The organism is Bacillus mojavensis (genome assembly GCF_012648005.1).
GTDB classification, from domain to species: domain Bacteria; phylum Bacillota; class Bacilli; order Bacillales; family Bacillaceae; genus Bacillus; species Bacillus mojavensis.
In genome coordinates, this window is the sequence record NZ_CP051464.1 from 668643 (window position 1) to 683542 (window position 14900).

12 protein-coding genes and 2 riboswitches are annotated in these 14900 nt (G+C 44.4%); of the genes, 10 read left to right on the forward strand and 2 right to left on the reverse strand.

Annotated elements, in window-relative coordinates; translation table 11 throughout:
• Positions 1-101: 101 nt before the first annotated feature.
• Together cotA and gabP are read right to left on the reverse strand one after the other, a co-directional pair.
• Complete coding sequence (gene cotA / locus HC660_RS03480) at positions 102-1643, reverse strand: outer spore coat copper-dependent laccase CotA (protein ID WP_168747088.1); 1542 nt, start codon at positions 1641-1643, stop codon at positions 102-104.
• Positions 1644-1729: 86 nt separating this feature from the next.
• A complete protein-coding gene (gene gabP, locus HC660_RS03485; RefSeq protein WP_168747089.1) occupies positions 1730-3139 on the reverse strand; it encodes a GABA permease in 1410 nt (469 codons plus the stop codon).
• A 413-nt stretch (positions 3140-3552) separates the two neighbouring features.
• Between gabP and mneS the strand changes: the two genes are divergently transcribed.
• The 10 genes from mneS (at position 3553) to HC660_RS03535 (ending at position 14650) form a co-directional block, all read left to right on the forward strand.
• Entirely contained in the window at positions 3553-4425 is an 873-nt protein-coding gene (gene mneS, locus HC660_RS03490) for a manganese transporter MneS (RefSeq protein WP_010333232.1), read from the forward strand.
• Positions 4426-4582: 157 nt separating this feature from the next.
• A complete protein-coding gene (locus tag HC660_RS03495) occupies positions 4583-5548 on the forward strand; it encodes an AAA family ATPase (protein ID WP_010333233.1) in 966 nt (321 codons plus the stop codon).
• The gene (locus HC660_RS03500; protein WP_168747090.1) at positions 5545-6741 is read left to right on the forward strand and encodes a DUF58 domain-containing protein; all 1197 of its coding nucleotides are present in this window, start codon (positions 5545-5547) and stop codon (positions 6739-6741) included. The genes HC660_RS03495 and HC660_RS03500 overlap by 4 nt, the downstream gene beginning before the upstream one ends.
• A gap of 20 nt (positions 6742-6761) precedes the next feature.
• On the forward strand, positions 6762-8966 hold the full coding sequence (locus HC660_RS03505) for a DUF4129 domain-containing transglutaminase family protein (RefSeq protein WP_168747091.1): 2205 nt from the start codon (positions 6762-6764) through the stop codon (positions 8964-8966).
• A 162-nt stretch (positions 8967-9128) separates the two neighbouring features.
• Positions 9129-10670, forward strand: coding sequence for a glutamine-hydrolyzing GMP synthase (guaA, locus tag HC660_RS03510; RefSeq protein WP_168747092.1), 1542 nt, complete (start codon positions 9129-9131; stop codon positions 10668-10670).
• Between the two features lie 144 nt (positions 10671-10814).
• Positions 10815-10916: riboswitch (purine riboswitch) on the forward strand.
• 135 nt (positions 10917-11051) lie between these two features.
• The gene (gene pbuG / locus HC660_RS03515; RefSeq protein ID WP_010333237.1) at positions 11052-12374 is read left to right on the forward strand and encodes a hypoxanthine/guanine permease PbuG; all 1323 of its coding nucleotides are present in this window, start codon (positions 11052-11054) and stop codon (positions 12372-12374) included.
• A gap of 216 nt (positions 12375-12590) precedes the next feature.
• Entirely contained in the window at positions 12591-13388 is a 798-nt protein-coding gene (locus HC660_RS03520) for a DUF6574 domain-containing protein (protein WP_168747093.1), read from the forward strand.
• 128 nt (positions 13389-13516) lie between these two features.
• Entirely contained in the window at positions 13517-13684 is a 168-nt protein-coding gene (locus HC660_RS03525; RefSeq protein ID WP_010333239.1) for a Fur-regulated basic protein FbpA, read from the forward strand.
• A 214-nt stretch (positions 13685-13898) separates the two neighbouring features.
• Entirely contained in the window at positions 13899-14453 is a 555-nt protein-coding gene (locus HC660_RS03530; protein ID WP_010333240.1) for a DUF2179 domain-containing protein, read from the forward strand.
• Entirely contained in the window at positions 14453-14650 is a 198-nt protein-coding gene (locus tag HC660_RS03535) for an NETI motif-containing protein (protein WP_168747094.1), read from the forward strand. Before HC660_RS03530 ends, HC660_RS03535 begins: the two co-directional genes overlap by 1 nt.
• Positions 14651-14729: 79 nt before the next feature.
• Positions 14730-14831: riboswitch (purine riboswitch) on the forward strand.
• Positions 14832-14900 lie beyond the last annotated feature (69 nt).

Here is a 14900-nt window from a genome sequence, read left to right on the forward strand (position 1 = left end):
TAAGCAGCTCCTTTTTTCGCTGTTTCTAAGTTATACGATTTATGGAAGAAAAAGTTTCATAGATAAAAAAACCTGCCGGCAGCAGGCAAGTTTTTTGGGTCTTATTTATGGGGGTCAATCACATCCATCGGTCTCATCATGTCATAGTCTTCATGCTCAAGAATGTGGCAATGCCATACGTACCGCCCAGTGTATGGCCCGAATGTTACGGCAATTCTCAGGACTTCACCGGCGTGGGACTGAACCGTGTCTTTCCAGCCTTTTTCACTTGGTGGCGGCGGAACGGCGGGTCCGGTGTAGAACAGTTCTCCGCGCTCTTCAAAACGGGCAGTATCAAATGGGCGCCGGTCCAATACACGGAAGGAGACCAAATGAAGATGGATGGGATGTGTTCCGCGTGTCGGATTGATGATCGACCATACTTCGGTAGAACCGGCTTTCGGTGCTTCAGTGACAGGATCGTGCCAGCGTTTGTTGTTGAGAAGAAGGACGGGTCTGCCGTATTGATCTTGAGTTCCTGCCAGCTTCAATGTTCGGAGGTTTTGTATTCTTTCGTGCTGCACTGAAGGGTAAGATGCCAGGTATTTTGGCTTTCTGCTTTCGTCTTTTTGGGCTAACGGTTTTGTGACCCTGAATTGCATGATGTTTGCGTCTGTTTCCGGATTAACATCGCCTCCGCAGCCCTCGCTGTTTGCTAAAATGATCGATTGTCCTTCAAACGCGGCGAAGTCAATGAGAATATCAAAGCGCTCAGCCGGCGCGATACTGAAAGAGTTTAGCTTGACGGAGCGTGGCAAAAGTCCGCCGTCAGAACCGATCTGGATAAATTCTCCGCCATTATCAAGTGACAGGTTATATGTTCTCGTATTAGAGGCATTGATGACGCGGAAGCGGTATTTTCTCGGTTCGACCTCCATGTATGGCCATGCCTTCCCGTTGACGAGAATTGTATCTCCGCAAAAGGCTGGAACGATTGACGGATTAGGCAGTGATGGTGAAAGGTTTTCCGGTCCGCTCGGATAAAATAAAGAGCCATCTTCATTAATCGTACGGTCCGTGATTAAAAGCGGCACATCGTATTCACCTGATGGAAGCTTTAGGCGTTTTTCCTTTGGATCATGAATGATATAAGCGCCGATGAGCCCGGCATACACATTCAGCCTCGTCAGTGCCATGGCATGATCGTGATACCACAAAATAGCTCCGCGCTGCTGATTTGGATAATGGTAAACCTCACGTTTAAAATAAGGTCCTGTTTGTTCAAAGTCTTTAGAAAACCACGCCTCAGGATAACCGTCACTATCATCAGGAGTGACGCCACCGTGTAAATGAACGACGGTTTTTACCTCGGGTTCGGCATGCTGGCTGTCACTGTGATGAATGGTGTGATCAATCGGTAGGAAATGCTCTGAAGGAAGGTTATTCATCCATTTCACATAAACGTTTTCATTTCTGTTGGCTTCAATGGTAGGGCCGGGAAATAAACCATTATAGCCCCACAGGCGGGTTGGAGGGAGATCGCGGTGAAGCTGATGGTAGCATTCCTCCATGGTTACTTCGTAGTATGTGCTATCTTTTGACTGCTGTACCGGCTTTAGTGTATCTGGGATTGGGAGAGCATCCGCAAATTTTTCAAGTGTCATTTTCATCTGTCCTTATTTAAATTTTCCTAATTGGTACTATAGTTAATGACACTATGGACGTGAAGGTGACAAAAAAAATCCTGCCGTTAAGGCAGGATATCGGGCTGTTGCTGAGTAACCTGTTTGGCTGATGCTTTTTCAAACACCTTGCGTTTTCTGAACACTAGATAAGAAAGCAACACGATGCCTGTGATAAAGCCTGTCAGCAGCAGTTCATCTCTCATCGATTCAATAAATGCCATGGATACTAAAATACCGCAGATGGCAATAATGGTCACGTAGGTTAAGAACGGGAAGAACCACATCTTGATCTTCAATGCTTCCGGGTTTGTTTTTTCGAGACTTTTTCGCATTCTCAGCTGGGAAACAGCGATGACAAGATAGACGAGCAGGGCAATTGCGCCTGATGAGTTAACTAAGAATAAAAAGACGGTGTCAGGTGAGAAGTAGTTCATTACGACCGCAATATAAGAGAAAAATGTTCCGGCAACAATTGCTTGTACGGGAACTCCTTTTTTGCTCAGTTTCATAAAGCGGCGCGGCGCTTCGTTTCTTTCTGCAAGTGAATACAGCATTCTGGATGTGGTGTACAAACCTGAATTCAGGCAAGAAAGTACAGCTGTGAGGACGATAAAGTTCATAATCTGCGCGGCTGCCGGCACTCCAATATGCTCAAGAACAGCGACGAAAGGGCTTTCTAAAATATTAGCTGAGTTCCAAGGCAGAAGTGCCACGACAACGGCGATTGAACCAACGTAAAAGACAATGATGCGCCACACAACGGATCGGGTCGCTTTTGTTACGGATTGAACCGGGTTTGATGTTTCACCGGCAGCAATCGCAACAATCTCCGTTCCCATAAAGGAGAAGATTACGACAACAATTCCGAGCAATACAGAGCCTATGCCTTCAGGGAAAAATCCGCCTTGGCCCGTAATATTTGCGAAACCGACTGGATCACTGCCTGGGGCGAAGCCAAAAATAAATGCAAAACCAACGATTAAGAATGCGATGATTGTAACAACTTTAATGAGGGAGAACCAATATTCAAACTCACCAAACGATTTAACAGAGTAGATGTTTGTCAGAGTGAGTAAAATCGTCAAAATTAGGCTCGTCATCCACAGAGGAATATCGTGGAACCAGTATTGGATAATGCCGGCTCCCGCGATTGCTTCAATAGCGATGACAATAACCCAGAAAAACCAATAGAGCCAGCCGATTGCAAATCCGGCCCACGGTCCGATAGCGTCATGAGCGTATTGGGAAAATGATCCGCTTGTCGGGTTTACGGCCGACATTTCACCAAGCATTCGCATGATAAAGATGACCAGTAATCCGGCTAATGCATAGGAGACAATGGCACCGGGCCCGGTCGAGTGAATTACTGAACCGCTGCCAACAAATAGTCCGGCTCCGATGACGCCGGCGATAGAAATCATCGTCATATGTCGGGTCTTTAATTCTTTTTTTAATCCTGATTGAGACTGGTTCATATGTTACCTCCTTGAAGAATAGAGTTGTTACTGAATATTATGATAATTGAAACTGTAACATAAATATACATTTTGTCGAAAATTTATGTCAGAAAATATAACAGTTTATTTCAAATTTGTTGGGTTTTGTTTGCTGTTTTTGGAGTGCGTATGTTCGAAATAAAAGAAAAAATTTTCCGTCAATTATTCGTTTTTTTAATTTGTTATATTTTTGAAAAAGTGTTGATTGGCTAGAAGTATTGGCATGATTGGGTTTGAAACACTTTTTATAAATGAAAATTTGTTGCGTTAAGTAAAAAGAGTTCTACCGTCACTATTTTTCTGTGGTGAGTGAATCATGTTTCTATAGACCCACTGCTGTTCAGCTTTGTATCATAATGATAGGAAAACGTGAGCGGAAAGGAGGTTTTTTTATGGAGAGATATGATGAATTGAAAAAGGGAGAATCCGGGGCGCTGGTCAGTATTGCCGCGTATCTTGTGCTGTCCGCGATTAAGCTGATCATCGGTTATGTATTCCACTCGGAAGCTCTTACGGCAGACGGGTTAAATAATACAACCGACATTATTGCTTCTGTTGCTGTGCTGATCGGTCTCCGCATCTCTCAAAAGCCTCCTGATGAAGATCATCCTTACGGCCACTTTCGGGCGGAAACAATTGCATCTCTTATCGCATCGTTTATTATGATGGTTGTCGGCCTGCAAGTGCTTTTCAGCGCCGGTGAATCTATTTTTTCTGTGAAAGAAGAGACACCGGACATCATTGCGGCTTGGACGGCTGCAGGCGGGGCAGTCATGATGCTGATTGTCTATCAGTACAACAAAAGGCTTGCTAAAAAGGTGAACAGCCAAGCGCTGCTTGCGGCAGCTGCTGATAATAAATCGGACGCGTTCGTCAGTGTCGGCACGTTTATCGGTATTTTGGCTGCGCAATTCCATCTGGCATGGATTGATACAGTGACAGCGTTTGTCATTGGCCTTCTCATTTGCAAAACGGCATGGGATATTTTCAAAGAATCATCGCATTCATTGACGGATGGCTTTGACGTAAAGGACATGTCCGATTATAAACAGACGATTGAAAAAATCTCCGGTGTCAGCCGTTTAAAAGACATCAAGGCGAGATATTTAGGCAGTTCTGTTCACGTAGATGTGGTGGTTGAAGTGTCCTCAGAGTTAAATATTACAGAGAGCCATGATATCGCGAATGAAATTGAGCGGAGAATGAAGGAGGAGCATGCGATTGATTATTCGCATGTTCATATGGAGCCTTTGGAAAACAAATAACTGGTAAAGAGCTTCCTGTCATGGGAAGCTTTTTTTGTTTGAATGGCCTGTATGTATTGGTAACAATTTGCTAGAATCGTTTTTTTATACAGGTCGTTTTTTGTGGTAAAGTTAGGTTACTATATGATGAATTTTGTAGATGACTAGGAGGAAGAGAATGTCATACCAAGAAGACCTGCATCCTTTGCTGGGGAAAGCAGTTGAACATATCGATAAAGTAATGGTTGGAAAACGAGACATCGCAAAACTCAGCTTAGCAGCTATTCTTGCCAAAGGACATGTGCTGCTTGAAGATGTGCCGGGCGTAGGGAAAACGATGATGGTTCGCGCTCTGGCGAAATCAATCGGCGCAGATTTTAAACGAATTCAATTCACACCGGATTTGCTGCCCTCCGATGTAACGGGTGTTTCTATCTATAATGCGAAATCAATGGAGTTCGAATACCGGCCGGGCCCGATTATGGGGAATATCGTGCTGGCTGACGAAATCAACCGAACATCTCCTAAGACACAGTCTGCCTTGCTTGAAGCGATGGAAGAGGGAAGCGTCACGGTTGATGGCAATACAATGCCGCTTGCCGCCCCGTTTTTTGTCATGGCAACGCAAAATCCAGTGGAATATGAAGGGACTTATCCTTTGCCGGAAGCCCAGCTTGACCGTTTTTTATTTAAACTTCGCATGGGCTATCCGTCCTTTGAAGAGGAATTCGATGTCTTATCTCTTCAGGAAAAAAGCCATCCGATTGAGACACTTGAGCCTGTGATTTCAAAAGAAGAATTCATTCGCCTGCAAAGAGAAGTGCAGGATGTCCGTGCTGATGACAGCATGAAGGAATATATTGTCGAAATCGTGCAGAAGACGAGACAGCATGCTTCAGTTCACTTAGGCGTCAGTCCGCGCGGATCCATCGGACTTATGAAAGCGGCCCAGGCCTTTGCGCTGCTTCATGGCCGCGATTATGTCATTCCGGATGATATTCAATATCTAGCTCCTTATACGCTGCCGCACCGGATGCTTCTGCAGCCGGAAGCAAAATTCGAAGGGGTTCAGGCAGAAACAATCGTACGGGAGATCATGTCAAACGTGAAAGTTCCGGTTCAAAGGTCGTCGGTCCGCCGATGAAAAAGACATTTCAATGGTTGATGTACGGGTGGAAACTGCTCGCATTAACGTTATTGACGGGTGCTGTTTTCTCTTATGCAATGTTTCAGGGCGGCTTTGTCAGCTGGTTTTTGTTTTATGCATTTCTCCCTTTTGTTGTATACGCCGGGCTGCTGGCGATGTACCCTCTCCGCTCTTTTCAGGTGTCGCGGCATATCGTCAAAACGCAATTGCATGCGGGAGACAGGCTGGAAGCTTCGATTACGCTTAAAAGAAAACTGCCGTTTCCCCTGATGTATATGGTGATTGAAGATTGTCTGCCGTCAGGGTTAGAGCCATTAAACGGAGATGAAGCTTTGGCCAAACAGCTGGTGTTTCCGTGGTTCAAACGGAGCATCACGATGTCATATCAAATAACGCCAGTACCGCGTGGAGAACATCATTTTCATGCCGTCAGGGTGCGGGCCGGGGATGTTCTCGGCCTGATTGAAAAAACGGCGTTTTATGGAGCAGATGATGCGGTGTTTGTTTATCCGTCCTTTCAGTCTCTTCAGTATCAGCTGAATGAGCGTTATCAGGAAGATGGCGTAAGCGGGGCATCGCCTGTTCATCAGCACCAGTCTTCAGTCGCAGCGAGTGTAAGGAACTATCAGCCGGGAGACCGTTTTGCGGCGTTAGACTGGAAGACTTCGGCAAGAAGGAGCCAGCTGATGACGAAGGAATTTGAACCGTCAAAAAGCAAAAACCTGTTTCTTCTGATGGACCGTTTTAGTTCTGACGGATTCGAAGAGGTTGTTTCCGTGACAGCTTCAATTCTTCATTCTGTTTTAAAAAATAACGCAGGAGCAGGTCTGGCTTCAATCGGTAAGGAAAGGTCCATTTTTCCGATTCAGGAGGGGGAGCAGCATTTTAAACACATGCTGCATCATTTAGCCGTTTGCGATTGTAATGCTGCTGACCGCGTAAGCCGCTATGCACGTGAGGAGCTTGGGAAGCCGTCTGTTCGCCAGGCTGATAAAGTGATTGTCACGGGGCAGATCACTGAGGATTTGATGAGAATGCCAGAAGCAGGGATCAGCCCGGTTACCATTATACTCGCAAAAGAGAAAGACACCGATCTTTCTCAGGGTGAGTATATGATGATCGAACGCTTGCTGAAACACCAAATCAGAGTTCAAATCATGAGAGGCGGGCGAGCTTCGCGTGTTGTTTAGAAAGAGAGGTGACGGTGTACATGCCGCTTGATGATCAGAAGGGAAGCCGTTTGAGCTTGCTGTTATTTTATTTTCTGGCTTTTTTATTGCTGTGGGAGTGGCTCAGGCCGCTGGATCATTTTACTGACACGAAGCATACGGGCTTTTTTATTGTCTTTATCGGCTTGACGTTTCTGCTGACTTTTTTCAGGATGAGGTGGTTTGTCACCGTTCCTTTTTGTGTCTTATTTACGTTCATTTCGATACACATATTGTTTTATGAAGGGTCTATTTTTGACTTGAGCTGGGTCAGCTCTTTTTTACAGGACGTCTATTTGAATATCACATTTATTCAGACAGGACAATGGAATGATATGATTCCTTCTTTTCGGACCCTGCTGTTTTTTGTGCTGCTGTGGCTGCTGGTCTACCTCCTCCATTACTGGGTGATTTACCAGAGGAGAATCTTATTTTTCTTTATGATGACAGTGGCATATATTACGATTCTTGATACATTTACGCCTTATGACGCTTCCTACGCCGTTATCCGTATCGTGCTGATTGGTTTCTTTATGATGGGCCTTCTGTATTTGGAACGCATTAAGCTGATGGAACGAATAACACTACCGAAAGTGTCTGTTCTGAAATGGTTTCTCCCCCTGTCTGTGCTGATTTTGGCCGCGGTGGGATTTGGGCTTGCCGCGCCGAAATCAGATCCGAAGTGGCCGGATCCCGTTCCTTTTCTCAAAAAAGTCACCAATCAAGACCGGGTGCCGGCAGGAGAAAGTAAAATCGGATACGGGAATCACGATGAATCGCTTGGCGGTCCGTTTCAGCAGGACGATACCCCTGTTTTCACGTGGCAGGGAAAAGAGCGCACATATTTCCGGGTGGAAACGAAGGATACATATACGGGAAAAGGCTGGATTGAAACAGATACAGGCATGTCGTATCAGCTTAGCGGCGGCAATGTGGAAAATCTGTGGTTTGATCATAAGGTTTCCACAGAGCGAAACACTGTACGCGTAAAGGTCGATGAGCATTATGGATATAACCATGTAATGTATCCGATTGGTGCCCAAAATATTAAGCCTAAGCAGGCCGTCTCACTTGAAATGAACGGGAACACTGAACAAATAACTCCGATCAGTGAGCAGAGCGGTGATATTCGGAACATGGGCAGTTATACAGTGACGTACAATTCCCCGGTCTATAAACAGGATGAGCTGCAAAAAGTGAAAGTAAGACAAAACAGTGAAGAGTACACATTCAGCGACCGCTATATGCAACTGCCTGATACACTTCCTGAGCGGGTGAAAAACCTTGCGATAAAGCTGACTGAGGGCCAGGATAATATGTTTGATAAGGTGAAAGCTATTGAGGACTATTTAGGATCCAATGAGTTCACCTATGAAACAGAAAACGTGACCGTCCCTAAAGATGACGAAGATTATGTGGATCAATTTCTGTTTGAAACAAAGATAGGCTATTGTGATAACTTTTCGTCCTCGATGGTGGTGCTCCTGCGTTCAGCTGGCATTCCGGCACGCTGGGTAAAGGGATATACGTCAGGTGAATATAAAGAAGCGGGGAACAAAAAAGGCAGCATCTATGAAGTGACAAATAACAACGCCCATTCTTGGGTAGAAGTGTATTTTCCAGAGCAGGGCTGGGTCACTTTTGAGCCGACAAAAGGATTCACAAATCCGGCTGAGTTTGCTTCCTCTGATAAAAAGGATTCCGGCAGCGAGAGCAGCAATCCGCCTGAGAAAGCAAAAGAGGACCAGAAAGAAGAGAGAAAACAGCCGGAGAAAGAGGAAAAACAAAAGGAAAAACGTGAGCCTGCCGTTTCTAAAAAAACGCCGTCTGCGCATGCAAGTGTTAGTACAGGCTGGTATGTCGCCATTGCTGCGGTACTTTTGGCAGCTGTGTTGCTGTATGTATTCCGTTCGTTATGGCTACCTGTTTTCACAGTGAGAAAATGGAAGCGCCGCAGTGATCAGCATGTGTTTTTTGAGGCATACGGCGCGCTTCTGAAACAGATGAAAAGAAGAGGCCTGCCCAAACGTGACAGCGAAACGCTGCGGGAATATGCAAAACGAATTGACGAAACATATCATTCTGAAGACATGTTAAAGCTGACAGCAAACTATGAGCGGGCGCTGTACAGAAATGATGATGCGGCAAAGCTTTGGAATGATTCCAGAGAGTTATGGGAAAATTTAATTAAAAGAAGATGGTCTTGACCGCTTATCGACGTGTTGTTAGAATTAGTGAATATTATCGGAGTCTGGGAGCGAGTTGCCTGACTCCGGCAAACGGCCTTGCCAAAAGAGGGCGGAGCGTGTTTCATATCTGTCCTCGTTTTTTTCTGTGTCAAAAAACTTAGAGGAGATTAGGTGACAACCATGACAAAGTTAGTGAATGAAATGATTCTTGTCCTTGATTTCGGCAGTCAGTACAATCAGCTGATTACACGCCGCATCCGTGAATTTGGTGTATACAGTGAGCTGCATCCCCATACATTGACGGCTGAAGAAATTAAAGAAATGAATCCAAAAGGAATTATTTTATCCGGCGGTCCGAACAGTGTATATGATGAAGGCTCTTTCCGCTGTGACGAGAAAATCTTCGAATTAGATGTTCCTGTATTGGGAATTTGCTATGGCATGCAGCTGATGACTCATTACCTTGGTGGTAAAGTAGAAGCGGCCAGCCAGCGTGAATACGGTAAAGCGAACATCCACATCGAAGGAACACCTGATTTGTTCAAAGATCTTCCGAATGAACAAGTGGTTTGGATGAGCCACGGTGACTTGGTTGTAGAAGTGCCTGAAGGTTTCACTGTTGATGCGACAAGCCATCACTGTCCGAACTCAGCAATGAGCAAAGCGGATAAAAAATGGTACGGCGTTCAGTTCCACCCGGAAGTGCGCCATTCTGAATACGGCAATGACCTTCTGAAAAACTTTGTATTCGGCGTTTGCGATTGTGAAGGCAAATGGTCAATGGAGAACTTTATCGAAATCGAAATGCAAAAAATCCGTGAAACGGTCGGAGACAAACAGGTTCTTTGTGCGCTTAGCGGCGGCGTTGATTCTTCTGTTGTTGCTGTTTTGATTCATAAAGCGATCGGCGACCAGCTGACTTGTATCTTTGTAGACCATGGCCTGCTCCGTAAAGGCGAGGCTGAAGGTGTTATGAAAACATTCAGCGAAGGCTTTAACATGAACGTGATTAAAGTAGATGCAAAAGACAGATTCTTAAATAAACTGAAAGGCGTTTCTGATCCTGAGCAAAAACGCAAAATCATCGGTAATGAATTCATTTATGTGTTCGACGATGAAGCGGACAAGCTCAAAGGCATCGACTACCTTGCACAAGGAACGCTTTACACTGATATCATCGAGAGCGGTACTGCAACGGCGCAAACGATCAAATCTCACCATAATGTCGGCGGGCTTCCTGAAGACATGCAGTTTGAACTGATCGAGCCGTTAAACACGCTCTTCAAAGACGAAGTGCGCGCGCTTGGCACAGAGCTCGGCATTCCGGATGAAATCGTATGGCGCCAGCCTTTCCCAGGACCGGGCCTCGGCATCCGCGTTCTTGGCGAAGTAACAGAAGAAAAACTGGAAATCGTTCGTGAATCAGATGCGATTTTGCGTGAAGAAGTAGCAAATCACGGGTTAGAGCGTGATATCTGGCAATACTTCACTGTTCTTCCTGACATCCGCAGCGTTGGTGTTATGGGTGACGCAAGAACATATGATTACACAATCGGAATTCGCGCCGTTACTTCAATTGACGGCATGACTTCTGACTGGGCGCGTATCCCATGGGATGTGCTTGAAGTGATTTCTACACGTATCGTAAATGAAGTGAAGCACATTAACCGCGTGGTGTACGATATTACAAGTAAGCCGCCTGCGACGATTGAGTGGGAATAAGTAAAATTAGCGAAAACCATTTTCTTTGGCAATTATGCCGAGAAGATGGTTTTTTTTGTTTATTACGAACAAAATCAATTTTTAACCGACTATTGTTCGTTTTTTTATATTGTTTTTTCAAATCGAACTTGGTACAATAGACACAGAAATCAAATAAGATGAATTCGTATAATCGCGGGGATATGGCTCGCAAGTTTCTACCAAGCTACCGTAAATGGCTTGACTACGTAAACATTTCTTTCGTTTGATATAAATAAAACACGTTTATTTATTCAAACTGGAATCCGTCTGTAGTCAAGCGTCCCAAAATATATTGGGGCGTTTTTTATTTGGCGATTTCAGGGCAGGATAAATAGCAAAGAGTGAAGGGAGTCAAATAGCTTGAAAAAGTTTTTTCAGTTTGATGAGCTGGGCACCAGCTATCGCAACGAAATCATCGGCGGATTAACGACCTTTTTATCCATGGCGTATATCCTGTTCGTCAATCCGATTACGCTAGCTTTGGAAAGTGTAAAAGATTTTCCGGAAGCATTGAGAATAGATCAAGGTGCGGTCTTTACGGCGACAGCTTTGGCGTCAGCAGCAGGCTGTATTTTAATGGGCTTAATTGCGAGATATCCGATTGCCATTGCGCCCGGTATGGGGCTGAACGCGTTTTTTGCGTTTTCTGTTGTTCTCGGTATGGGGATTTCCTGGCAGGCCGCTTTGTCTGGTGTTTTCATTTCAGGACTGATCTTTGTTGCTCTTTCTTTAACAGGTTTTCGTGAAAAAATCATAAACGCTATTCCGCCTGAGCTGAAATTGGCAGTCGGAGCGGGGATTGGCCTATTTATTACATTTGTCGGCTTACAGGGCTCAGGGATCATTGCATCGAATCCTTCAACCCTTGTCACAATCGGAAACATTCACAGCGGTCCTGTGCTGTTAACGATTTTCGGTGTCATTGTAACAGTTATTTTAATGGTGCTTCGCGTGAACGCAGGCGTGTTTATCGGGATGCTGTTAACGGCGATTGCCGGTATGATTTTCGGTTTGGTTCCGGTTCCGTCTCAAATCGTCGGAAGTGTGCCAAGCCTTGAATCGACGTTTGGACAAGCTTGGATTCACTTGCCGGATATTTTCTCTGTGCAAATGCTGATCGTCATTTTAACATTCTTGTTTGTCGGATTTTTTGATACGGCTGGTACACTGGTTGCTGTGGCAACACAGGCTGGTTTAATGAAGGAAAACAAATTGCCGCGTGCAGGCCGTGCACTTTTAGCTGACTCAACTTCAATCGTTATCGGCTCCGTGCTTGGGACGTCTACAACAACGTCTTATGTGGAATCAAGCTCGGGTGTTGCTGCGGGGGCCCGTTCCGGTTTTGCGGCAATTGTAACTGGGATTCTCTTTTTGCTCGCTATGTTTTTCTCACCGCTTCTATCAGTCGTTACGTCAAATGTAACAGCTCCGGCACTGATCATAGTGGGTGCATTAATGGTAGCGCCGCTTGGCAAAATCGCTTGGGATAAGTTTGAAGTGGCGGTTCCCGCTTTCCTTACAATGATCATGATGCCGCTAACGTACAGCATTGCGACTGGAATTGCGATCGGATTTATTTTCTACCCGATTACAATGGTGTGCAAAGGTAAAGCCAAAGAGGTTCATCCGATCATGTACGGACTGTTTGTTGTATTTATTCTTTACTTTATTTTCTTGAAATAATGATTGAAAACCAGCTGCAGTTTTTGCGGCTGGTTTTTTATTTTGTTGCGAAAGGCAAAACCATTTCATATCATATACCGTCATGTAGATGTGCCGCCCTTGTTTACTGAAATGGAAATGACTTGACTGTTCAGGAAGGCTTCGGTACCTTATATAAGTGTTTTATTTTCTTGCTGAATGGTATTCCGCCGTATATTTTTGATAGGAGTTGCTAACATGACGGAAGAAAGAAAAGAAACGTTTGAAGAAGAAGTTAACCAGAATGAAGGAATAGATGAAGAGCCGCTTTCGCGGATGTCCAGAAAAGCCAGCCGCCAAAGCAAGCAGAAGCAGAAACAAAAGCAGAAACAACATAAGGAACGCGTAGAATCGTCTGCGAAAGAAAAGCTAGCCTCTGTTTGGGCAGCCATTAACAGATATTGCGGATTTGCTTTTTCAATATTGAAATCTCCGGCGAAAACGGTTGTGGCAGATGGTTTCTCTCATTATAAATATGGTCTTATTTCAATGCTCATATTCAGTATCGTTTTTTCAATCGGGAACTGGTTTCAGTTAAAGGCGAGCTGGAACAGGCCGCTCGGTTTTGGAGAACGCCATCACGCGTTTTATGACGGATTTTTTGTCGTTCTTGTGTATATGCTCGTCTTTTTTGCTGTTATGGTCTTCTCAATATGGGCCGTGTCTCGGTATATGATGAAGCAAAAGGTATCATTCAAGGAAGCTGCTGCTGGTTTTGGCTCATTGCTTGTACCGGTGATCGCCGTTTCAATCATTTGGATGATATTTGCGATTGTGAATGTACCGATGCTGACTGTCCTTTTCACAGTCTTAATCCTGTTTTCGCTTTTCTTTATGATGGCGCTGTATGTACAGCGTCTGTATCAGACGGCAAGTGAGGCACCGATTGACTACATCTATTGTGTGTTTGCTGTTTTAGCCGTTGCGCTGCTGTTTGCGGCAGTGACATGGCCGTTTATTTCTGAATATTTTACGGCGTCGCTTATCCCGCTTTAATGTAAAAAAACCGGCTGAAAAGGCCGGTTTTTTGATGTCACAGATTTTACAAATATATCTAAAAAACACAGTTGAATTGTAGGATTAATCCGTGTATGATGAGGAAAATGCTGTGGAGGATGATGGACATGGCCCATTTACTTCGTCAGGCGATTTATCAAAAGAAGGAATTTTTAAAAACCAAATTAATGCTCTCAGAATTTTATCGCGGAAGAGGGGAACAGCTCGCTGATTATACGCTGAGTGAACTTGAGAAAGAATATGAGTCCCTTCGGAAAATGAAAAAAGAGATGTGACAATAAATAAAGAAATGTGAGTCTGCTGAAAAGCAGGCTTTTTTGTTTGGATTTTGAAAAGGATAGAAAGAGGGTAAACTATTGCTGAGTGAGGAAGAGAGTGTGTCGAAAAATTTTGTCTGCGATAACGGCCATAGCTGATTGTAAAGGGTTCATTTCTCTAGTAGAATATGAATGCTTTACGTAAGTTGAATGAGTAAGGGGGTTTTATAAAATGATGCAAACCTTATTATCAAACGGATTAGCAATGGTTCTCATTATTCTGATTATCAATGTTGTTTATGTATCATTTTTTACGATAAGAATGATTTTAACACTGAAAGGCCAGCGGTATTTAGCGGCCGGAATCAGCACGATTGAAATTTTGGTTTATGTGACCGGGCTGAGCCTCGTGCTCGATAACTTAGACCAGATTCAAAACGTGATTGCGTACGCACTCGGCTATGGTCTGGGCGTGATTGTCGGCATGAAAATCGAAGAAAAACTGGCGCTTGGCTATATTATGGTCAATGTGATTACAAAAGAGCTTGACCTCGATCTTCCGAAGCAGCTTCGTGAAAAAGGCTATGGCGTGACGAACTGGGTGGCAGGCGGACTTGAAGGCGACCGCACGGCTCTGCAGATTTTGACGCCGAGAAGATATGAGCTGCAGCTGTACGAGACGATTAAAACGCTTGATTCAAAAGCTTTTATTATTGCGTATGAACCAAAAACGATCCACGGCGGCTTCTGGGTCAAAGCGGTGAAGAAGAGGAGAATTAAAGAATAATGGCAAAACCGAAGAAGAAAAAGTTTGAAGTGATAGAACAGCAAACGATCGAAGCAGTGCTTCAGCAAATGAAAGAAGAAGGGTATATGCCTGTACGTCGAATGGAAGAGCCGATCTTCAAGGAAAAGATGGAAGATGGGTCAATTCAGATCGTTCCGTGCGGAAAAAAAATCGTATTTGAAGGGAAATTGATCTAAAACACGAACATTAGCAGAATGAATTTTTATATCGTTCGATAATGTCGTTGACATTATTCATGTCCGTTGTTAAGATAAACATGAAATCAAAACACGACCTCATATAATCTTGGGAATATGGCCCATAAGTTTCTACCCGGCAACCGTAAATTGCCGGACTATGCAGGAAAGTGATCGATAAAACTGACATGGATATATCGCAGAAGCGAACGACTGCCGATACATGCACCATGCCCGGTTTGTATTGCTT